This window comes from Pseudomonas sp. 02C 26, from assembly GCF_002843585.1.
GTDB lineage: Bacteria > Pseudomonadota > Gammaproteobacteria > Pseudomonadales > Pseudomonadaceae > Aquipseudomonas > Aquipseudomonas shirazensis.
Window position 1 is genome coordinate 2,296,492 of the sequence record NZ_CP025262.1, and the last position, 18,720, is coordinate 2,315,211.

At 62.8% G+C, this 18,720-nt stretch carries 23 protein-coding genes; 8 read left to right on the forward strand and 15 right to left on the reverse strand.

Going from position 1 to position 18,720, the window contains the following annotated elements:
- Position 1 precedes the first annotated feature (1 nt).
- A complete protein-coding gene (locus tag CXQ80_RS10350; protein WP_101319070.1) occupies positions 2–1,018 on the forward strand; it encodes an ATP-binding protein in 1,017 nt (338 codons plus the stop codon).
- 53 nt (positions 1,019–1,071) lie between these two features.
- Positions 1,072–1,686: a VWA domain-containing protein gene (locus CXQ80_RS10355; protein WP_101323007.1), complete on the forward strand. Its 615-nt coding sequence runs from the start codon at positions 1,072–1,074 to the stop codon at positions 1,684–1,686.
- Positions 1,687–1,813: 127 nt separating this feature from the next.
- Here the strand turns inward: CXQ80_RS10355 and CXQ80_RS10360 are convergent, their stop codons facing one another.
- Positions 1,814–2,080, reverse strand: coding sequence for a hypothetical protein (locus CXQ80_RS10360; RefSeq protein ID WP_101319072.1), 267 nt, complete (start codon positions 2,078–2,080; stop codon positions 1,814–1,816).
- Between the two features lie 332 nt (positions 2,081–2,412).
- Here CXQ80_RS10360 and CXQ80_RS10365 point away from each other — a divergent pair, with 332 nt between their 5' ends.
- Complete coding sequence (locus tag CXQ80_RS10365; RefSeq protein ID WP_101319074.1) at positions 2,413–3,738, forward strand: sigma-54 dependent transcriptional regulator; 1,326 nt, start codon at positions 2,413–2,415, stop codon at positions 3,736–3,738.
- A gap of 51 nt (positions 3,739–3,789) precedes the next feature.
- On the opposite strand, the gene alkB is transcribed toward CXQ80_RS10365, so the two are convergent.
- On the reverse strand, positions 3,790–4,434 hold the full coding sequence (gene alkB / locus CXQ80_RS10370) for a DNA oxidative demethylase AlkB (protein WP_101319076.1): 645 nt from the start codon (positions 4,432–4,434) through the stop codon (positions 3,790–3,792).
- A 419-nt stretch (positions 4,435–4,853) separates the two neighbouring features.
- Between alkB and CXQ80_RS10375 the strand changes: the two genes are divergently transcribed.
- On the forward strand, positions 4,854–5,150 hold the full coding sequence (locus CXQ80_RS10375) for a hypothetical protein (RefSeq protein ID WP_101319078.1): 297 nt from the start codon (positions 4,854–4,856) through the stop codon (positions 5,148–5,150).
- Positions 5,151–5,250: 100 nt separating this feature from the next.
- On the opposite strand, the gene CXQ80_RS24985 is transcribed toward CXQ80_RS10375, so the two are convergent.
- Complete coding sequence (locus tag CXQ80_RS24985) at positions 5,251–5,385, reverse strand: hypothetical protein (RefSeq protein ID WP_256585737.1); 135 nt, start codon at positions 5,383–5,385, stop codon at positions 5,251–5,253.
- Between the two features lie 124 nt (positions 5,386–5,509).
- Between CXQ80_RS24985 and CXQ80_RS10380 the strand changes: the two genes are divergently transcribed.
- Complete coding sequence (locus CXQ80_RS10380) at positions 5,510–6,010, forward strand: methylated-DNA--[protein]-cysteine S-methyltransferase (protein WP_101323008.1); 501 nt, start codon at positions 5,510–5,512, stop codon at positions 6,008–6,010.
- Here the strand turns inward: CXQ80_RS10380 and CXQ80_RS10385 are convergent.
- Positions 6,007–6,756 (reverse strand): carbon-nitrogen hydrolase family protein, encoded by a 750-nt coding sequence (locus CXQ80_RS10385; RefSeq protein ID WP_101319080.1) that lies wholly within the window; start codon positions 6,754–6,756, stop codon positions 6,007–6,009. The two genes, CXQ80_RS10380 and CXQ80_RS10385, sit on opposite strands and share 4 nt — an antisense overlap.
- Positions 6,757–6,843: 87 nt before the next feature.
- On the opposite strand from CXQ80_RS10385, the gene CXQ80_RS10390 reads away from it, so the two are divergent.
- Together CXQ80_RS10390 and CXQ80_RS10395 are read left to right on the forward strand one after the other, a co-directional pair.
- Positions 6,844–7,359, forward strand: coding sequence for a DUF2867 domain-containing protein (locus CXQ80_RS10390; protein WP_101319082.1), 516 nt, complete (start codon positions 6,844–6,846; stop codon positions 7,357–7,359).
- 5 nt (positions 7,360–7,364) lie between these two features.
- Entirely contained in the window at positions 7,365–8,060 is a 696-nt protein-coding gene (locus CXQ80_RS10395; protein WP_101319084.1) for a metallophosphoesterase, read from the forward strand.
- Here CXQ80_RS10395 and CXQ80_RS10400 read toward each other — a convergent pair.
- Positions 8,038–8,658, reverse strand: a complete 621-nt coding sequence (locus CXQ80_RS10400; protein ID WP_101319086.1) for a LysE family translocator — start codon at positions 8,656–8,658, stop codon at positions 8,038–8,040. The genes CXQ80_RS10395 and CXQ80_RS10400 overlap by 23 nt on opposite strands.
- Positions 8,659–8,732: 74 nt before the next feature.
- Positions 8,733–9,551 carry an AraC family transcriptional regulator gene (locus tag CXQ80_RS10405; protein WP_101319089.1) on the reverse strand — a complete coding sequence of 273 codons (819 nt, stop codon included), beginning with the start codon at positions 9,549–9,551 and terminating at the stop codon, positions 8,733–8,735.
- 135 nt (positions 9,552–9,686) lie between these two features.
- On the opposite strand from CXQ80_RS10405, the gene CXQ80_RS10410 reads away from it, so the two are divergent.
- Positions 9,687–10,310: a LysE family translocator gene (locus CXQ80_RS10410; protein ID WP_101319091.1), complete on the forward strand. Its 624-nt coding sequence runs from the start codon at positions 9,687–9,689 to the stop codon at positions 10,308–10,310.
- A gap of 21 nt (positions 10,311–10,331) precedes the next feature.
- Here the strand turns inward: CXQ80_RS10410 and CXQ80_RS10415 are convergent, their stop codons facing one another.
- The 9 genes from CXQ80_RS10415 to CXQ80_RS10455 form a co-directional block, all read right to left on the reverse strand.
- On the reverse strand, positions 10,332–10,607 hold the full coding sequence (locus CXQ80_RS10415) for a peptidylprolyl isomerase (protein ID WP_101319093.1): 276 nt from the start codon (positions 10,605–10,607) through the stop codon (positions 10,332–10,334).
- A 75-nt stretch (positions 10,608–10,682) separates the two neighbouring features.
- Entirely contained in the window at positions 10,683–11,450 is a 768-nt protein-coding gene (gene hbdH / locus CXQ80_RS10420) for a 3-hydroxybutyrate dehydrogenase (protein ID WP_101319096.1), read from the reverse strand.
- A 91-nt stretch (positions 11,451–11,541) separates the two neighbouring features.
- Complete coding sequence (locus CXQ80_RS10425; RefSeq protein WP_101319098.1) at positions 11,542–12,204, reverse strand: glycosyltransferase family 2 protein; 663 nt, start codon at positions 12,202–12,204, stop codon at positions 11,542–11,544.
- Positions 12,201–12,800 (reverse strand): bifunctional 2-polyprenyl-6-hydroxyphenol methylase/3-demethylubiquinol 3-O-methyltransferase UbiG, encoded by a 600-nt coding sequence (locus CXQ80_RS10430; RefSeq protein ID WP_101319100.1) that lies wholly within the window; start codon positions 12,798–12,800, stop codon positions 12,201–12,203. Before CXQ80_RS10430 ends, CXQ80_RS10425 begins: the two co-directional genes overlap by 4 nt.
- Positions 12,797–13,552 carry a PIG-L deacetylase family protein gene (locus CXQ80_RS10435; protein WP_101319102.1) on the reverse strand — a complete coding sequence of 252 codons (756 nt, stop codon included), beginning with the start codon at positions 13,550–13,552 and terminating at the stop codon, positions 12,797–12,799. Before CXQ80_RS10435 ends, CXQ80_RS10430 begins: the two co-directional genes overlap by 4 nt.
- Positions 13,549–14,619 (reverse strand): acyl-CoA dehydrogenase family protein, encoded by a 1,071-nt coding sequence (locus CXQ80_RS10440; RefSeq protein WP_256585738.1) that lies wholly within the window; start codon positions 14,617–14,619, stop codon positions 13,549–13,551. Before CXQ80_RS10440 ends, CXQ80_RS10435 begins: the two co-directional genes overlap by 4 nt.
- A 94-nt stretch (positions 14,620–14,713) precedes the next feature.
- Positions 14,714–15,730 carry an ABC transporter permease gene (locus tag CXQ80_RS10445; protein ID WP_101319104.1) on the reverse strand — a complete coding sequence of 339 codons (1,017 nt, stop codon included), beginning with the start codon at positions 15,728–15,730 and terminating at the stop codon, positions 14,714–14,716.
- Positions 15,730–16,791, reverse strand: a complete 1,062-nt coding sequence (locus tag CXQ80_RS10450) for a microcin C ABC transporter permease YejB (protein ID WP_101319106.1) — start codon at positions 16,789–16,791, stop codon at positions 15,730–15,732. The genes CXQ80_RS10445 and CXQ80_RS10450 overlap by 1 nt, the downstream gene beginning before the upstream one ends.
- A complete protein-coding gene (locus CXQ80_RS10455) occupies positions 16,788–18,605 on the reverse strand; it encodes an extracellular solute-binding protein (protein ID WP_101319108.1) in 1,818 nt (605 codons plus the stop codon). The genes CXQ80_RS10450 and CXQ80_RS10455 overlap by 4 nt, the downstream gene beginning before the upstream one ends.
- Positions 18,606–18,720 lie beyond the last annotated feature (115 nt).

An 18,720-nucleotide genomic window follows, 5' to 3' on the forward strand; every position in this document is an offset into this window, starting at 1 on the left:
AATGACTGAACCGATGCAGTTTCCGCTGGCCGCCGTGGTCGGCGCCGAGGCGCTCAAGCTGGCATTGTGCCTGACCGCAATCGACCCAAAGATCGGCGGCGTGCTGATCGAAGGCCCGCGCGGCATGGCCAAGAGCACCCTGGCCCGTGGCCTGGCAGACCTGCTCGGCAGCGCCGAGCAGCAGCCACCCTTTGTCACCTTGCCGCTGGGCGCGACCGAAGAGCGCCTGGTCGGCACGCTGGACCTCGACGCAGCGCTGGGCCAGGGCAAAGCGCAGTTTTCCCCTGGAGTGCTGGCCCACGCCGATGGCGGCGTGCTGTATGTCGACGAAGTCAACCTGCTGCCCGATCCGCTGGTTGACCTGTTGCTGGACGTTGCTGCCAGCGGCACCAACCGCATAGAACGCGACGGCATCTCCCATCGTCATTCGGCGCGGTTTGTCTTGATCGGCACGATGAACCCGGAGGAGGGCGAGCTGCGCCCGCAACTGCTTGATCGCTTCGGCCTGAACGTGTCGCTGGACGAGTTGCCCGAGCCGCAGGCACGCCAGCAGATCATCCGCCGGCGCTTGGCCTTCGACAGCGATCCGCAAGGCTTCTGCGCCGAGTGGGCCGGTGCGCAGCAGGACCTGCGCGAGCGCTGCCAGGCAGCGCGCGTGCGCCTGGAACAGATTGCGCTGGATGACCAAGCCCTGGCCTGGATCACCGAACGCTGTTTTGCTGCTGGGGTCGATGGCCTGCGCGCAGATCTGGTCTGGCTGCGAGCTGCACGTGCTCACGCTGCCTGGCGCGGCAGCGAGCACATCGATGAAGAAGACGTCACCGCCGTAGCCGAGTTTGCCTTGCGCCATCGCCGCCGCGAATCCCCAGCCCAGCAACCGCCAAGCCCAGCGCCGGCGCAGTCGCCAGCCAGCAGCAATGCCAGCGCGGGGCAGGGCGGCGACAGTGGTGCACTGCCAGCCCAACCGGTTGCAGCGGGGCCGCGGCGTGAGGTACCAAACTGGGCAAAAAAGCCCTGAGCATCCGTCAGCAAGGTTTGTCCGCGGCGGATGCCAAGCCCCGGCCAGGCAGCTTGCGCGGTGCTGCGCGTGGACAGGCGCGCAAGGCCGCTGCCGGGCGTGTCGCCTGGCCGGCGACCCTGCTCAAGGGGCGGCCAAAGCAGCGTGGCGATTTGTGCTGGCAGCAGCGTCAGGGGCAACCGGCAGAGCTGTGGCTGGTGATTGTCGATGCCTCGGCGTCAACCCGCCGACATCAGGCGCTTGCCCAGACCAAGGGCGTGCTTGCCGAGCTGTTCGATCAAGCCTATCGCCAACGCGCACGTCTGGCTCTGCTGACCGCCAGTGGTCGTTCGGCCCAGTGGCAGCGGCATGGGCTGAAAGCTTCGGCGGCGCTGCAGCCTTGGTTGCAGGCCCTCGGCGCGGGTGGCGGCACGCCGCTGATCAGCGCCTTGGAGCAAGCTCGGCAATGGCTGCAGGCACGACACCAGCGGCATCCGCAGGAGGTCCAGCGTTGCCTGGTGTTTACCGATGGTCGCCTGCAACGCTGGGGCGCGCTGCAGCCGATGCCCTGCACGACCTGGTTGATCGACATGGAATTGGCGCCAGTGCGGGTCGGTAAAGGCAGATTGCTAGCGCAGCAATTGCAGGCCGAGTATCAGCATATCCAGCACTTCAAGCAGCTGCGCTGATATATATCCAGACGTCACGAATGGCGGCTGCGACAGGATGTCGCGCTAACGAGAGAGTTGCCATCAAGGCACAGTGCGAGTTGCTAAAAGTGCGCGCCAGGCACGCACTTTTAGCATCAACAAATGCTTACTTGGGCATCGACCAAGGTTGCAAGTCATAACCCTTCTGACACAGTTCGGCGCGCACTTCCTCGATCAGGCTGGCCCATTGCGCCGGGTCTGAATAAATACGCGAGGAGACTTGCTTGCTGCCGATACGGGTGTTGGTCCGGTCGATCACTGCCAGGCTCAGTTCACCAGTACCGTTGGGTGCATCCCAGGCAACGCACTGGAAGGGTTCGAAGGCGTGGTCGGCAATCAGCAGTGCTTCGTTGACACGGAGCGGGGCATTCATGGTTCGGTCTCTCTATGGTCCCAAACAGCGAAAGTAAGTCCGCGCTGTATCAAAGGTGCCAAGGTAAATAGCGCGGGGTTATGGATACTGATGCTCGCTGAGCAGGATGAAGTCACAGCCTTGATGAAATTTTTTTGCAAATAGTCCAATCCGCGCAGGTGCCCGGCTCAGACGGCAACAATTTGTAAAAGTCGGCGTGTTGCGGAGTTGCCGGCGGGCAGTCGGCAGACCAACGGTACTGGGTAAGTTTGAGTTCGTTGCTACTGTTAATTCGGGCGCTGCAACGTATTGTTTCTACTTAAAAAACCAACAATTGGCGCCAAGGAACGGTCATGCTCGAAGCTGCAGCGCAACGTCGCCTGTTGATCGTCGACCCGTGCGACGACTGCCACCGTCTGTTACCGGGCCTGCGCGGTGCCGGTTGGGACGTGCACAGCTGCACCCTGGCGGCGGCCCTTGAGCACCCTTGCGATGTTGGTGTACTGCGCCTGCAAGCGTCGCACCTGCAGGCGCCTGATGCGGTCAAGGACATGATCAAGCGCAGTAATACCGAATGGATCGCCGTGCTCAATGCCGAGCAACTGCGTGCGCAGAACGTTGGCGACTTTGTCTGCGAGTGGTTTTTTGACTTCCATACATTGCCGTTCGACGTTTCCCGGGTGCAGGTAACCCTCGGCCGCGCCTTCGGCATGGCCCGCCTGCGTGGCAAGGGCGCAGTGCAGGTGGACAAGCCCGAGCATGAACTGCTGGGTGACAGCCGGCCGATACGCGAGCTGCGCAAGCTGCTCGGCAAGCTGGCACCGACCGAATCGCCAGTACTCATCCGCGGCGAGAGCGGTACCGGCAAGGAGCTTGTCGCGCGCACTCTGCACCGTCAGTCGCAGCGGCACGATAAGCCGTTTATCGCGATCAACTGCGGGGCGATCCCTGAACATCTGATCCAGTCCGAGCTGTTTGGCCACGAGAAGGGTGCATTCACCGGCGCGCACCAGCGTAAAGTCGGGCGCATTGAGGCAGCCAACGGTGGGACCCTGTTCCTCGATGAAATTGGCGATCTGCCGCTTGAGCTGCAGGCCAATCTGCTGCGTTTTCTGCAGGAAAAACACATCGAGCGTGTTGGCGGCGATCAACTGATCCCTGTTGATGTGCGGGTATTGGCTGCTACCCATGTGGACCTTGAGCAAGCCATCGAGCGCGGCAAGTTTCGCGAAGACCTGTATTACCGGCTCAACGTGCTGCAGGTGGTCACTGCGCCGCTGCGCGATCGGCACGGTGATCTGTCGATGCTGGCCAGCCATTTTGCCCAGTTTTACAGCCTGGAGACCGGGCGCAGGCCGCGCTCGTTCAGCGACAGTGCGCTGGCTGCGATGGGCCGGCATGAGTGGCCGGGCAACGTGCGCGAGCTGGCCAATCGGGTCAGGCGCGGGCTGGTGTTGGCCGAGGGCCGGCAGATCGAGGCGCAGGATCTGGGTTTGCAGGTGCTGGTCCCCGAGGAGCAGCCGCTGGCGACGCTGGAGGATTACAAGCACCGTGCTGAGCGCCAGGCCTTGTGCGATGTGCTCAACCGGCATTCGGACAATCTGAGTATCGCCGCCAAGGTGCTGGGCATCTCTCGACCCACCTTCTATCGACTCTTGCACAAACACCAGATCCGTTGATTGGGACGTGCAGTTGCTTTCCTGCTGCGCTTGTACATTGAGCTCGGCCAGCTAACCCGCCCGGCGCAGGGTGAGGTTTATCCGGCGTGCGCCCATCCGTGGGTGGGTGCCGGGCTTGACCGGCATTACCCCGTGAAAGCGCAGGCGGTCTTCGCCGCCCCATACCAGTACGTCACCGTGATTGAGGGCGATGCGCTGGGTCGGGTCCTTGCGTTGCATCCCGCCGAACAGAAACACCGCCGGCAACCCTAGCGAGATGGACACGATTGGATGGGCGAAGTCATTTTCGTCGTGGTCCTGGTGCAGGCTCAGCTTGGTGTCGGCAAGGTAGTGGTTGATCAGGCAGGCATCGGGGGTGAAATTATCGAAGCCAGCGGTTTCAGCCGCGTTACGGGCGACCTGCAAGAAGCTCTCAGGCAGGGCTGGCCAGGGCTGTTGGGTGAGCGGGTCGTGCGGGCTGTAGCGGTAGCCTTGCTGGTCGCTGACCCAGCCAAGCGAGCCGCAATTGGTGAGCGCAACGGCCATGGCCTGACCACCTGGGGTGCGCATGTGCCGAAACGGGGCTGCGCGCAGGATTGGCCGCAGGTCGTCCAGCAGGGTTTCGACCTGAGGCAGGACAAAACCTGGAAGCAGGACCGTCTGCGCAGCCAGGCGCTGCGGGGATGGGCCGAACAGGTCGAGGTCGGACTGGATCATCTGGCTAAGGCTTGGCGTCGTTGGTTTGGGTTCAGGTGTACCTAGCGATGCAACCCATACTAACGGCAGGGTGCGCGTCATGTCGCGCTGGTCCGCTCGGCGGAGCTCCTACCAGACAACGCCAAGACGTCTGCAAACGGGCTTGGGCAACTGATAACCTGTATCGGCCGCCGACAGCCGCGACTTATACCCTGCGCGACATCCTGTCCAGGCAAGTGTTGGCTTATCCTGTGCGCGATACCGAGCAAGAGCGACGCAAGGATCTTGAAGACTTCGTGCAAAAAGCCAAAGCCATGTGCGTGCAAGCTTACATGGAGTCATGACCGGCCAAGTCTGCGCCTTGATCCGGCGCTGGCAGTTCAGGCCAAACTGGGCTATTGCTGATGAACTGGCGGTGAGGCCGCGCTTGGAGGTAAACGATGAAACGAGTATTGAGCATCATCGCATTGGTATCGCTGGCCGGCGTCGCCAACGCAGAGATCCCAATGGTGAACGCTATCTGCCCGGGCAACCTCGAGGTTCACACCGATGAAGGCGGGCCGTTGTTCATCAATGGCAAAGAAGCCAAGTTGAAGAAGATCAATGACAACTACTTCGAGGGCAAAGGCGGCGGTGTGACCGTATCGTTATCGATCAGCCCTGATGGTACGCCGAGTATGTCCTATACCGGCAAAGGCGGGGCAAATGGCATATGCGAAATAGCCGAAGAAGATTAGATCGTGAGGGTTGCCACAAGGGTTCACCAATCGCCCTTCGCACGACCTGACCCTCCTCAGCGCGAGCTATGCGCTCCAAACCAGCGGGTAGCAAAGGCCGTCAGCGTACTTCGCAGACCCACTTGTGATTGCACCGATAAGGGGTGCGTGTAAACCGAACCTGGACCAGACGGGTCAGCCCCTGCTGGGCCAGGACATCGGTGAGCTGGGTGAGTGTCTCTGCTTCGATAGTCATCGCTGTTACCTCTTCAGATTACTTTGCTCATGATTATCGACTGGCACACCCGCGCAACAATTCAATTTGATTAGCTCGGCATCGATTGCAGTAAGCTGTTGATTCTTTGCTCATGGTCCGCCTTATGCCCAGTTCATTCACGCTCATGCCGTCGCCCGTTGGCGTGCTCACCCTGGTCGCCCGCGATGACCGCCTGGCTGCTGTACTGTGGGAGCAGGAGCGCGCAAACCGGGTGCGTTTGGGTGAGCTGCTGCGTGATGACGAGCATCCGCTGCTGCAGCAGACCGCGCTGCAGTTGGGTGAATATTTCGCCGGTCAACGGCGCCACTTCGAGCTTGAGCTGGACTTTGCCGGCACCGCGTTTCAGCGTGAGGTGTGGGCGGCGTTGCTGACCATCCCGTTTGGCGAAACCCGCAGCTACGGCGACATTGCCCGACAGATCGGCAAGCCGAGTGCGGTGCGCGCAGTCGGCGCGGCCAATGGGCGCAATCCCCTGTCGATCATCGCGCCGTGCCACCGGGTGATTGGCGCCTCGGGTAGTCTGACCGGGTTTGCCGGCGGCTTGCAGGCCAAGCAGTTTTTGCTGGCCCTGGAAGGGCGCCAGAGCCTGGTGCTGGATTTTTAACGGCCGCCAGAAAGCTCGGCCAACTCAATTACCGCGGCGCTGGCACTTGTGGTGTCGAGCATGATCAGGCCTTCGCTGTGCTCATCCAGCGCTGCCAGCAGCCGGCCCTGGCTGTCCCAGGCTGCCGAGCAGCCGGCGCCAGTAAAGTTGTCCGCCGGGCCCACGCAGTTGGCCAGCAATACAGGCATGCTCAGCCGGCTGGCAACGGCGGGATAATGGGCAAAACCTTCACGGATGCCTTTGGCTGACTTGGCTACGCTGACCAGATATACCCCTGCGCCGTCTTCGCGAGCCTGCATCGCATGCTCAAGAAACATCGACTCATAGCAGATCGCCGGAGCGACCCGCAGCTCACCTGCAGTGAACACCAACGGATTGTCCCCTGCAGTAAAGAACTCCATCTCGTCGGCATGCAAGCGCTGTTTCGCGTACACCAGTGCAGGTTTCGCAGGGCGCAGAATCGGCATACCGATCTGCACGCCACTTGCGGCCTGCAGCGGCAAGCCCAAGGCCACGCTTACTCCAAGCTGGTCACACAGCGTTTGCACCGGCTCCAGCCAGACCGAGTCTGCGGGTTGCGCCAGCGCTTGGGCGAGGGCGGGCTCGTAGCCGCTCAGGGATAACTCCGGAAACACCACTAATTGCGCGCCGGCACGTGCCGCCTGCTCGATGCAGTACAGGTGTCGACGCAGGTTGCCAGCCAGGTCACCCTTGAGCGCTGCCAGTTGTACTGCACACAGTTTCATGACCAATCCCTGGATGACGCCGCGGAAGCACCGAGGATACTATCGGAGCAATTACCCACGCCAGTGGGATCCACGGACGGAGACGAGATGAGCCAGCACGCAGCTATTCCACCTGATTCACTGATCTGGCCCAGCGCCCAGCAAGCCAGCTTTAGTCATTGTCAGTCGATCACGCTCGTGGACCATGGGCTGCCGGCGATGGCGCATTACCTGGAGATGATGCGCGGCATGCCGCGCTGGATCGATAATTTGATGGTGCTGCGCAATCGGCTAGCCCAGCTGGTGGGGCTCAAGGATCTGGGCCGGCTCAGGGCAGTCAATTCGCAGCGCTCTGCGGGCAGCTATGAAGCAGGGCAGCGGGTGGGCATTTTTACGCTACTGGCCAATACTGATGATGAGGTGCTGCTGGTCGACAGCGATCGCCATCTGGATGTGCATGTAGCCTTGTTGCGTCGACCGTCAGCACAGCCCGGGCAGTGTGAGGTACTGGTTAGCACCGTGGTGCGAACCCACAACCTGTTGGGACGTCTGTATATGTTGCCCGTGGCGCCGTTTCACCGGCTGATAGCACCGATTGCCTTGCGTCGTTTGCGAAAGGGGTAGTTGCAATGCAGCGTTTCCAGCAGGTAGCCGCCAATGAACTGGGCAGGGACTTGGCAGTTGGCGATATCCACGGTCATTTTCCGCGTTTGCAGCAGTGCCTGGACGAGGTGGCGTTCGATCCGCAGGTTGATCGCCTGTTCAGCGTCGGCGATCTGGTTGATCGTGGACCGCACAGTGAAGAGGCCCTGGAGTGGCTGGCGCAGCCTTGGTTCCATGCAGTGCAGGGCAACCACGAAGCGCTGGCGGTGAGTTACCTGTGCGGCGACCCGCTGGATCTGGATATGTACCGCGCGGCAGGCGGCGGCTGGTTTCTCGATTTGCCCAGTGCTGAGCAGCAGCGCTATGCCAGTGTTTTCGTTACCCTGCCGCTGGCCCTGCAGGTGGCCACCGTAGACGGGCCGATCGGCCTGGTGCATGCCGATAGCCCATTCAATGAATGGTCACAGTTACGTACCAGCCTGTTGGGCGAGGATGACCCGCGCGTCCGCGAGATCTGCCAATGGTCGCGGCGGCGTTTGCGCGAGGGCGATACGCATACGGTAGAGGGCTTGAGAGCGCTACTGGTGGGGCATACATCGGTGCTGCAGGTAAAACAGCTGGGCAATGTCTGGCACCTGGATACCGGCGGCTGGAGCAAGGGCCATTTCAGCCTGCTGGATATGCAGCGGTTGGTCCTGCTCAGCCCCGCCACAAGTGAATGAGCACGGCGCTGGCGAGCACAATCAGCAGTGCCCCTGAGGCACGTTCCAGCCATGGCAAGGCGTGGATGAAGCGGCTAAGCACGCGGCGGTTGCCAATGGCGCAGGCGACCAGCAGGTCCCACAGCAACACCACACCGAACATCCAGCTGGCATAGGCAAGTTTCCACGCGGTGCTGGTACTGGCGAGCATGCTTGCCAGGCTTGCGTAGAACAGTGCGTTTTTCGGGTTGAGAATGGCCGAAGCAAAGCCCATCAGCAGGCACCTCAACCAGCCTTGCGCGGCCTGCACGGGTTCGCTTTCGACCTCACCAAAGCTGCTTTCGCCGGCATGGCGCAGGAACAGTCCGCCGATGTACAGCAAGTAGGCGCAGCCTGCGACTTGCAGCGCGATAAACAGTGCACTGCCGTCCTTGAGCACCGATACCCCGGTAAACGCTGCACCGATAAACACGCCGTTGGCCAGGGCGATACCCAGGCAGGCGCCGCTGGCTACCCGCCAGCCGGCTTTGATCGAGCTGCGCGCAACCAGAAAGAAGTCAGGGCCGGGTGACAGCAGCGCGAGGAAGTGGGCGCTGGCGACTATCAGAAATTGCTCCATGGGGCGGCACTACTCAGGCATTGGAGGCGCAATTCTGCGGCCCGCCCGGGATAGCGTATTGAACAATATTGCAGTCAGCGCATCAGGCGATAGCGCCCCGGCGTTGTGCCGGCATGCGCCTTGAATACCCGCTGAAAATGGCTCTGGTCGGCAAAGCCCAGTTTATAGGCGACTTCTGCCAACGGCAGGCCTTGGCGTAGGCACTGCCGTGCCCGATTGACCCGCGCATTGAGCAGGTAGGCGTGCGGGGTCAGGCCGGTGGCCGCCTGGAATGCGCGGATCAGCTGATAACGCCCAAGCCCGGCTAGGGCTGCGAGAGAGGCCAGATTGAGCTCGGCCAACTCGGCCTGGTCGATAGCCGCGATAACGTCGACAAGGGCGGCGCCGCTCAAGGACGGTGCAGGGGCTGTCGGAGAGGGCGCATACGCTGAGAAGTCGTGCTCGGCCATGAACTGCACCAGCGCAGCCTCTTTTTGCAGCGGCGCGGCGGCGGAGAACAGCAGCGTGTTCAACTGACAAAAGTGTCGATAGGCCTGCGGGCAGCGGCTGATTCTTGCCGGTCCGCCACGGTCGCCTGCGACGACGCCGGATTCTGCGCGCAACTGACTTAGCCACTGCGCATCGATGTGCACCATCTGATAACTCCAGGCCTGCCCGGATTCAGGGTTGCACGCATGCACCCGCTGCGCGGGCACCAGTACCAGAGCGCCCGGGCTCAAGCGTTGCTGGCCTGCACCGGCACCGCTGAAGCGGCTGAAACCAGCATCGACCGCGCCAATCGAGAAGGTCGGATGGCTGTGTGCCTTGTAACAGGCACGGCTATGACAGGCGCGTCTGCTCTCGACGAAGGGCAACGCCGGGTCGTGCCAGATTTCGCTGCTTGCGGTGTGCATCAGTGGCCTGTCTGAGTTGCTGTGCAGACCTGCGAGTCTACCTGCTCGGTACTGTGTCGGCCATTTGCCGCATGACTGTGCTTGACCCTAAGCCAGAGCGGGGCGAGGCTGCGTAGGTAATCAAGGAGAACAACAATGGACCTTTCGAGCCTGCTGCTATTCATTCCCGCCTGCTTTGCCCTGAACATGGCGCCCGGACCGAACAACCTGCTGTCCCTGCACAATGCCAGCCGCTATGGCCTGCACAGCGCCTGCCTGGCGGGAGCCGGCCGAATTCTGGCGTTCAGCGGCATGATCGCCCTGGCGGCGATGGGCCTCGCTGTGGTGCTGCATACCAGCGCCTGGCTGTTTCTGACCATCAAGTTGATCGGGGCGGGCTACCTGTTCTATATCGCCTGGCAGCTGTGGCGGGCGCCGGTGGGTGAGGCTGCTTCAGGAAGCGGCGAGCCTCGCGGGATCTGGCGGCTGGCCCGGCAGGAGTTCTGGGTGGCGGCGGGCAATCCTAAAGCCATATTGCTGTTCACCGCGTTTTTGCCGCAATTCGTCAGCACCGACAGTCCCACGCCGGTAGGCGAGCAGTTCCTTTGGTTGGGCGTGTGGTTCCTGTTGCTGGAATGGGCAGCCATCGCCATCTATGGCGCACTCGGTGCCTATCTGCAGCGCTGGTTCAACCAGCCGCGGCCTCGGCGGTTGTTCAACCGGATCAGTGCCTCGCTGCTGGGCTGCGCCGGCCTGGGATTGTTGGCAGCACGACGCTAGCGGCGCCAGCGCCCTCTGATCTCAGTCGCGGTAGACCACCTGGACCAGGTGATAACCAAACTTGGATTTGATCGGGCCGTGGATTTCGCGCACGGCTTTCTTGAAGATCACCTGGTCAATCGCGCCGACCATCTGCCCGGGGCGCACTTCGCCCAGGTCGCCGCCGCGCTTGGCAGAGGGGCAGGTTGAAAACTTCTTGGCCAGCACGTCAAACGCCTCGCCCTTGGCGATACGCTGCTTGAGCTGCTCGGCTTCAGCGGCGGTCTTAACCAGAATATGGCGGGCTTGAGCTTTCATGGGGACACCTGCGTACCGGGAAAAAAAGGCGGCCATTATGCCTGATCGCGGCGCGCACGGCAGGCCGCTCGACGGTTACTGGGCGAGCCAGCCGCCATCCACGTTCCACGCAGCGCCACGCACCTGGCTGCCGGCCTCGCTGCACAGGAACACCACCAGCTCACCCAGATGCGCAGGGGTGACGAACGCGCCTGAGGGCTGCTTCTCGGCCAGCAGATCGTGCTGTGCCTGCGTCGGATCGACACCTGCCGCGATGCGATCGTCAATCTGCTTTTGCACCAGTGGGGTGAGCACGAAGCCTGGGCAGATGGCATTGCAGGTGACGTTGCTGGCGGCGGTTTCCAGGCCAACCACCTTGGTCAGGCCGATCACCCCGTGCTTGGCTGCCACGTAGGCCGATTTGCCGACCGAGCCCACCAGGCCATGCACCGAGGCGATATTGATGATCCGCCCCCAGTTGCGCTCACGCATGCCCGGCAACACCAGGCGGGTGCCATGGAACACTGCGGAGAGGTTCAAGGCGATGATCTTGTCCCAGCTCTCGGCGGGGAACTGCTCGACCTGAGCGACATGCTGGATACCGGCATTGTTGACGAGAATGTCGACGCCGCCAAAGCACTCTGCAAACGCGAACAGCTCTTCGAGCTGGGCAATGTCAGAGAGGTCAGCCGGATGATGGGCGACTTGCACGCCGTGCTGATTGATTTCGGCAAGGGCAGCGCTTGCATCGCCAAAACCGTTGAGAACGATATTGGCACCTGCGTCGGCCAGCACCTTGGCAATGCCCAGGCCGATGCCGCTGGTGGAACCGGTGACCAGTGCAGTTTTACCTTGTAGAGACATGCAAAGCTCCTGGAGTGCTGGCGTTTGTGGAGGGCGCCTCGGCGAGGAACTTGAGGGTAGCACTTCCGCCTCTGCAGATGCCTGCCCCGCACTAGCCAGTTACCGTTTCCAGCCCGGCTAGATAATCGCCAAAACCCTCGCGTGCACGGCTGTCACGGCGGCTGCTGGTGGCTACGCTGTGCCTGGCGGTCCAGACTATCTGTGCGCCTTGAGCCTCAAGCGCCCGCACCAGGTGCACGTCTTCATGGGCGGCCAGCGGAGCGAAGCCGCCAGCCAGGGTATAGGCTCTCGCGCAGATGCCAAGGTTGGCCCCATGAATATGCCGATGGCCCTCACGAGCTTCATAGCGGCTGAGGTACAACTTGCGCAGTGCTGCCGTCTGCCACGGCTGCCAGCGCTCGATATGCACCGTGCCGCAGACTGCCTGCGCTTCGCAGGCCAGTTGCGACAACAGCCAGTGGCCGGGCACGCGGCTGTCGGCGTCAGTGCACGCCAGCCAGGTTGCGCCGCGCTCCAGCATCAGTGCCGCGCCCGCCTGGCGCGCGGCACCGACACTGCCCGCGCCGACGCTCAGCGTCTCCACCTGATGACGGCGGGCAATGGCTGCGCTGCTGTCGGTGCAGCGATCCAGCACCACCAGCACTTCTACCTGATGCCCGGCCTCGCGTGCCAGCGCGGCGGCGGCATTGACTGACTTCAGGCAGCGGCCAAGGCGGCGCGCCTCGTTATGGGCGGGGATGATCACGGCAATCATGCGCACCTCTCGTCGACATCGACCACGCGGGGCTGACATGACCAGTACTCGAGCAGGAAGTCAGCCTCCTCATGGCGAAACTGGGCGTACAACGGTAGATGCCTGGCGAGCATCGCGTGCACCTGGCGGCCGTTCTGCGGGCATCCGGCAATCGGGTGTAGCCAGTGGCAAAGGATCAGGCCACCGTCATCGTCCAGGCTGGCTACCGCTTGTTCAAGCACCTGCAACCAGTCGGTAGGGTCCAGGTAGTAGCCAACCTCGCTCAGGACAATCAGATCGAAACGCTCAGCTGGCCAGTCACCCGGCAAGCGCCCGCGCTCTACGCTGACATGGGCCATATCGGCTGTGCGCTGGCGGGCCAACTCGACGGCGGTCGGATCAAGGTCCTGGCACACCAGCTCCGCGCAGCGCTCAGCCAGCAGCACACTCAGCTCGCCGTTGGCGCAGGCAGGTTCGAATGCGCGCTCATAGCGCTGGCGCGGCAGGCTGGCGACCAGCAGCTCGCGCTTGCGCCGTTCATACCAGCGGCTGCGGAATGCCCATGGGTCATCATTACCGGCGTACAGGTCGGCGAAATACTGCGAATCAACGCTCATAGAAACACCAATTCGAAAGGTTGCAGCAGGCAGTCGAGCAAATGTTGCGGCAGCACCGGCGGCTGGCCGTCATCGGCCTCCAGTTGGCTTGAATGGGCGCCGATGGCTTTGCGCTTGCGGGTTTGGCGCAAGTCGTCGAGCGGGTAGCGGTGCGCGCGTGACCACGGTAGACGTGGATCATCCGGTTCAGCCCAGTGCCAGGCCCATACCGGCACCTCAGCCAATTGCGCGCTGCGCGCCTGAGCCGCCTGCGCGGCGGCGCGGCCTACGGCTTCGTGGTCGCAGTGGCCGTCGTTGCGCCAGGTGGCCATGAGCAGGTCATCCGGCTTGAGCAATTGATTGAGATGGTTGACCAGAAATGCCTCGTCGCGGCGCACGGCACCGTCTTTCAGACTCAGTCGGCGCCAGTCCAGTTTGTTCAGGTCCAGATCCAGCTGCTGCAAGGCGTGGCGGCTTTCAAGCGGCCGCTGCCGGCGCAGCCGGTGCTCGCTCCACTGGGCGGAGTCCGGGTGGCTGCCCTCGCCATCGGTTACCGAGACCAGCACCAGATCCTCCTCACGGCCTTGAAAACCGGCCAGCAGCCCTCCGGCCATGAGGATTTCGTCGTCTGGGTGCGGCGCCAGCAGGACCAACCGGCGACCGGGCGGGCACAGCGTGTCAGCGTCGATCCACTTGCTGCGGGCCAGGTGCGCAGAGTGCTGCCACTCTGCCCACGGGGTGCCGGTGCTGGCCTGGATCAAGTTTTCGGTCATAGCTGCCAGGCTCCTGCTGGCTGTTGTGCCAGCTGTTGTCCAAGGGTTGCCAGGTCCCGCTCGGCGTGGCTCTGGCGCAGGTAAACGGGCAAGTCGGCGCTGAGCCGGGCGAAGTGGCTCTCACGGCAGAACGGCGTCGCACCAAGGGCGCGGCCCACATGATGAATGACGCACTCTGCTGCCTGCTCGACCTGGGCGCGTACGCGGCGCACCGGCAAACTGGCGTCTGCCTGCGGATGTTGATCAATCCAGGCGGCGCACTCGTGTAGCGCGGCCCGGGCGGCGCACAACGATGCGTCAACGGCGCCGAGATGGGCATCACCGTGGGGGTCCGGGCGTGGCTTGCGCCGCTGCTGGTGTAGATACCCCGCCAGCGCTTCGGCGGCGCCATACCAACAAGCGGCAATGCCGCCACCGCCCTGCCAGAAGCCAGGGCGGGCGAGGTACTGCCCAGGCTTGCCGACGGCAACGCCAATAGCCCCGTCGAAGACGATGTCGGCGCTGGCTGTGGCAGCCATGCCGACCGCCTGCCACTTTTCCGGCTCAATCCGCAGGCCAGGCGGGCGCAGATCGATGGCTACCAGTTGCGGCTGGTCATCGTCGGCCCAGGCAGTGAGCAGGGCATGGTCGACCTGCAGCGCGCCGGAGCACCAGGCTTTGCGGCCCGCGAGCCGCACCTGCTCGCCGCTGCGCGAATTAATCAGCACGCGGGCATCCGGTGGCTCTGCAGCCCACACCGCCCATATGCCATTGCCGGCAAGCCGCGCAGCACCGCATTCGGCCAAAATCGCCAGGGCATCGGTATGGCCTTCGTAAAGTTTGGCCAGGGTCAGATCGCAGCCGCCAATCTGCGCCAGCATCCGCCAACGTTGAAGCGTCTGGCCATGGCCGGGCAATGGCAGTTGGTCGAGCTGTGCCGCTTGCAGTGTGTGCATCAGCTCGGACAGGTGAGTGTCCACACTCACCTGTAGCGGTCGCTCGGCGAATGCCTGCAGCAGTGGGGATAACTGATGTTGCGGCTGGCCAGCAGTTTCCTTACTCAGGCACGCCAGCAGGGGCTTCTCCATGACGGCTCCAGGACAATCGACAAGTCTCTAGAGTGGGAGAGGGCGGAACAGTCCAGAGTTCAATCGATTCGCGGCGCGGACAGTTATGCCGGGCTTAAGCACGCGGGTCGAATGCCTCGCGCAGCGCATCGCCGATGAACACCAGCAACGACAGGATCAACGCCAAGGCAAAAAATGCGGTAAAGCCCAACCATGGCGCTTGCAGATGTTGCTTGCCCTGGGTCACCAGTTCACCCAGCGACGCGCTGCCGGCAGGCATGCCGAAACCGAGGAAGTCCAGTGCCGTCAGGGTGGTGATCGCCCCGGTGAGCATGAACGGGACGTAGGTCAGGGTCGCGTTCATGGCATTGGGCAGAACATGGCGCAGCATCACCTGCATGTCCGTCAGGCCGAGCGCACGTGCTGCCTTGACGTATTCAAGGTTGCGCCCGCGGAGAAACTCGGCACGCACCACGTCGACCAGCGCCAGCCAGGAAAACAGCGCCATGATCCCCAGCAACCACCAGAAATCCGGCTCGACGAAACCGCTGAGAATGATCAACAGGTACAGCACCGGCAGGCCGGACCAGACTTCCAGCAGGCGCTGGCCAAGCAAGTCGACCCAGCCGCCGTAATAGCCCTGCAAAGCGCCGGCAGATACGCCAATCAGCACGCTGATGGCGGTCAAGGCGAACGCGAACAGCAGTGACACGCGAGTGCCGTACAGCACCCGAGCCAGCACGTCCCGGCCTTGATCATCGGTACCCAGCCAATTGCTCGCGGAGGGTGGGCTGGGGGTGGGTACCTGCAGATCGTAGTTGGGGGTGTCAGCACTGAACGGGATCGGCGCAAACAGCATCCAGCCGCCCTGATCCTCGATCAGCTGACGCACATACTGACTGCGATAGTCGGGCTGGAACGGTAATTGGCCGCCAAATTGCTGCTCGGTGTAGCGCTTGAGGGCCGGTACATACAACTCGCCCTTGTAGCCGAGCAGCAGCGGCTTGTCGTTGGCGACCAGCTCGGCGCCCAGGGTCAGCACCAGCAGGCCGGCAAACAGCCACAGGGCAAGCCAGCCGCGGCGGTTGCGGCGAAAGCGTTGCAGGCGGCGCAGGGTGACGGGCGAGAGCATCAGTGCGCCCTCCCGTCGAAGTCGATCCGCGGGTCCAGTACGGTGTAGCAGAGGTCACCGATCAGGCGAATCAGCAGCCCGGCCAGGGTGAAGATGAACAGCGTGCCGAACACCACCGGATAATCCCGCGAGACCGCTGCTTCATAACTCATGCGGCCCAGGCCATCGAGCGAGAAGATCACTTCGATCAGCAGGGATCCGGCGAAAAACACCGTGATCAGCGCCTGGGGTATGCCGGCCACTACCAGTAGCATGGCATTGCGCAGCACATGCCCGTAGAGCACCCGTCGCTCGCTCAGGCCTTTGGCGCGAGCAGTCACCACGTATTGACGAGAGATTTCTTCGAGAAACGCATTCTTGGTCAGCAGGGTAAGCGTGGCGAAACCGCCGATCACCAAGGCACCTACAGGCAATACCAGATGCCAGAAGTAGTCGGCGATCTTGCCCAGCACACTCAACTGATCGAAGTCCTCGGAAACCAGCCCGCGCACCGGGAACCAGTTCAACGAGGTGCCACCGGCAAACAACACGATCAACAGCAAGGCGAACAAGAATGAGGGCAGGGCGTAGCCGATCACGATCAGCGCGCTGCTCCAGGCATCGAAGCGGCTACCGTGGCGCACGGCCTTGCGGATGCCCAAGGGGATCGACACCAGGTAAGTGATCAAGGTCGCCCAGAAGCCCAGCGACAAGGTCACCGGCAGCTTCTCCACGATCAGATCGGTAACCTTTGCCCCGCGAAAGAAACTGTTGCCAAAATCCAGCCGGGCGTACTGACCCAGCATCAGCCAAAGCCGTTCGGGGGCAGTCTTGTCGAAGCCGTACTGGCGCTTGATCTCCTCGATCAGTTTCGGGTCCAGGCCACGGGTGGCCCGGGACTGTGCATGAACCACTTCGCTGCCGGCGCCTGGCGTACTGCCACCGCCGATACCCTGCAAGCGCGCTACCGCCTGTTCGACCGGCCCGCCAGGCGCGGCCTGAACGATGGCGAAGTTGACCAGCAGAATGGCCAGCAGGGTTGGGATGATCAGCAGCAAGCGGCGCAGGATATAAGCGGTCATGGCGAAGCCTTCAGCCGTTCGGCCATCTGCTCATTGGTCAGTGCGGTCGGGCTGATCTCCCACCAGGTATCCAGGCCTTCATCATAGGCGGCCTGGACCTTGGGCCGGCCAAAGCGGTTCCACCATACCGTGGAGCTGCCGGGCGGGTAGTAGTTGGGGATCCAGTAGTAGTTCCATTGCATCACCCGGTCCAGTGCATGCGCGTAACGGCGCATGCTGACCTGGCTGTCGGCCCGCACCAGCCCAGCCAGCAGGCTATCCACTGCGGGGTCCTTGAGCACCATCAGGTTGTTCGAACCTGGATCGTTGGCGGCCGCCGAGCCGAAGTAGTTGAACAGTTCGCTGCCGGGCGAGAGGGTCACCGGATAGCCGGTGACGATCATGTCGTAGTCGCGCGCCATCAGCCGGTTGACGTATTGCGCCGCGTCGACGTTGCGAATGTTCAAGGTGACGCCGATTTGCGCCAGGTTGCGCTTCCACGGCAGCAGCATGCGCTCAAGCCCTGACTGGCCGTTGAGAAAGGTGAACTCGAACGGCTGGCCCTCGGCGTTGACCAGGCGGTCACCAAGCGGCCGCCAGCCGGCAGCTTGTAGCAGTGCCAGTGCCTGAAGTTGTTGCTGGCGGATCATCCCTGAAGCATCGGTCACCGGCGCGGTGAACACCTGCGTAAAGACCTCGCCCGGCACGCGACCGCGTAGCGGCTCAAGCAACTTCAACTCTTGCGCATCCGGCAACTCCCGGGCGGCCAGCGGCGTGTTGGCGAAGATGCTCTGCTGGCGGATGTACATGCCGCGCATCATCTGCCGGTTGCTCCACTCGAAATCCCAGAGCATGGCCAACGCCTGGCGTGTGCGGCGATCCTTGAACATCGGCTGGTCGAGGTTGAATACAAAACCCTGGGCCACCTGCGGCTTGGCTGGGCCCAGCTGGGCGCGCTGCAAACGACCGTCGTCGAGCTGCGCGCCGTTGTAACCGAGGGTGTAGGCGGTGGCCGAGAACTCGCGGTTATAGTCAAAACCGCCACCACGCAGCACCTGCCGGGCGACCTCGGTATCGCCAAAGAACTCGATGCGCATGCGTTCGAAATTGTAGCGGCCACGGTTGACCGGCAGGTCCTTCGCCCACCAGTTCGGGTCGCGCTCGAAGGTGATGCTGCGGCCATTGTCGATCTTGCCGATGCGGTATGGGCCGCTGCCCAGCGGTTTGCCGAAGCCGGCACCCATGGCGAAGTCACGCTGCTTCCAGTCGTGCTCCGGCAGTACCGGCAACGTGGCCAGGTCCAGCGCCAAGGTGCGCCCATGGGGTTGCTTGAAGTCGAAGCGGACAGTGCGCGGGCCCTCTATGACAACCGCCGCAACCTCGGCAAACTGCGTGCGAAACTTCAGGCTGCCTTTGCTCAACAACAGCTCATAGGTAAAGCGCACGTCTTCTGCGCGGACGGGTTTGCCGTCGGCGAACGTCGCGCGGGGATCGATCTCGAAGCGCAACCAGGCGTCGTCCGGCCCGCGCTCCATACGCCGAGCAATCAGGCCGTAGACCGTGTAGGGCTCGTCGAACGAACGTACTGCCAGTGGCGCATACAGCCAACCGTCGACTTCGCTGACGCCGGTGCCTTGGTCGATATAGGGCAGGACATGGTCGAACTGGCCAATCTCCATCGCCGAGCGGCGCAGGCTGCCGCCTTTGGGGGCGTCAGGGTTGACGTAGTCGAAATGCTGGAAGGTGTCGGGGTAGCGTGGTGCTTCGTCATAGACCGTAAGGGCGTGCCTGGGCTCCGCCTGGGCGAAGGTGACAAGGCAACCGGTAAGCAGCATTGTCACCGGACGACAAAAGCGCCCAATACGCGCGATAGCGCCTCCCCGGCATGCGCCAGGTCGGTCGCCATCGCGAGCCAGGCCCGGCGCCGCAGCGAAACTGCAGAGACGGGCA

What these genes read in the sequence shown, in the direction of transcription:
- CXQ80_RS10430 (WP_101319100.1), bottom strand. Translation starts at nt 12,800, where the DNA reads ATGAGCGTTGATTCGCAGTATTTCGCCGACCTGTACGCCGGTAATGAT.
- CXQ80_RS24985 (WP_256585737.1), bottom strand. Translation starts at nt 5,385, where the DNA reads ATGACTATCGAAGCAGAGACACTCACCCAGCTCACCGATGTCCTGGCC.
- CXQ80_RS10375 (WP_101319078.1), top strand. Translation starts at nt 4,854, where the DNA reads ATGAAACGAGTATTGAGCATCATCGCATTGGTATCGCTGGCCGGCGTC.
- CXQ80_RS10390 (WP_101319082.1), top strand. Translation starts at nt 6,844, where the DNA reads ATGAGCCAGCACGCAGCTATTCCACCTGATTCACTGATCTGGCCCAGC.
- CXQ80_RS10415 (WP_101319093.1), bottom strand. Translation starts at nt 10,607, where the DNA reads ATGAAAGCTCAAGCCCGCCATATTCTGGTTAAGACCGCCGCTGAAGCC.
- CXQ80_RS10365 (WP_101319074.1), top strand. Translation starts at nt 2,413, where the DNA reads ATGCTCGAAGCTGCAGCGCAACGTCGCCTGTTGATCGTCGACCCGTGC.
- CXQ80_RS10405 (WP_101319089.1), bottom strand. Translation starts at nt 9,551, where the DNA reads ATGCACACCGCAAGCAGCGAAATCTGGCACGACCCGGCGTTGCCCTTC.
- CXQ80_RS10400 (WP_101319086.1), bottom strand. Translation starts at nt 8,658, where the DNA reads ATGGAGCAATTTCTGATAGTCGCCAGCGCCCACTTCCTCGCGCTGCTG.
- CXQ80_RS10385 (WP_101319080.1), bottom strand. Translation starts at nt 6,756, where the DNA reads ATGAAACTGTGTGCAGTACAACTGGCAGCGCTCAAGGGTGACCTGGCT.
- CXQ80_RS10445 (WP_101319104.1), bottom strand. Translation starts at nt 15,730, where the DNA reads ATGCTCTCGCCCGTCACCCTGCGCCGCCTGCAACGCTTTCGCCGCAAC.
- alkB (WP_101319076.1), bottom strand. Translation starts at nt 4,434, where the DNA reads ATGATCCAGTCCGACCTCGACCTGTTCGGCCCATCCCCGCAGCGCCTG.
- hbdH (WP_101319096.1), bottom strand. Translation starts at nt 11,450, where the DNA reads ATGTCTCTACAAGGTAAAACTGCACTGGTCACCGGTTCCACCAGCGGC.
- CXQ80_RS10395 (WP_101319084.1), top strand. Translation starts at nt 7,365, where the DNA reads ATGCAGCGTTTCCAGCAGGTAGCCGCCAATGAACTGGGCAGGGACTTG.
- CXQ80_RS10435 (WP_101319102.1), bottom strand. Translation starts at nt 13,552, where the DNA reads ATGACCGAAAACTTGATCCAGGCCAGCACCGGCACCCCGTGGGCAGAG.
- CXQ80_RS10410 (WP_101319091.1), top strand. Translation starts at nt 9,687, where the DNA reads ATGGACCTTTCGAGCCTGCTGCTATTCATTCCCGCCTGCTTTGCCCTG.
- CXQ80_RS10455 (WP_101319108.1), bottom strand. Translation starts at nt 18,605, where the DNA reads ATGCTGCTTACCGGTTGCCTTGTCACCTTCGCCCAGGCGGAGCCCAGG.
- CXQ80_RS10360 (WP_101319072.1), bottom strand. Translation starts at nt 2,080, where the DNA reads ATGAATGCCCCGCTCCGTGTCAACGAAGCACTGCTGATTGCCGACCAC.
- CXQ80_RS10350 (WP_101319070.1), top strand. Translation starts at nt 2, where the DNA reads ATGACTGAACCGATGCAGTTTCCGCTGGCCGCCGTGGTCGGCGCCGAG.
- CXQ80_RS10425 (WP_101319098.1), bottom strand. Translation starts at nt 12,204, where the DNA reads ATGATTGCCGTGATCATCCCCGCCCATAACGAGGCGCGCCGCCTTGGC.
- CXQ80_RS10440 (WP_256585738.1), bottom strand. Translation starts at nt 14,619, where the DNA reads ATGGAGAAGCCCCTGCTGGCGTGCCTGAGTAAGGAAACTGCTGGCCAG.
- CXQ80_RS10380 (WP_101323008.1), top strand. Translation starts at nt 5,510, where the DNA reads ATGCCCAGTTCATTCACGCTCATGCCGTCGCCCGTTGGCGTGCTCACC.
- CXQ80_RS10450 (WP_101319106.1), bottom strand. Translation starts at nt 16,791, where the DNA reads ATGACCGCTTATATCCTGCGCCGCTTGCTGCTGATCATCCCAACCCTG.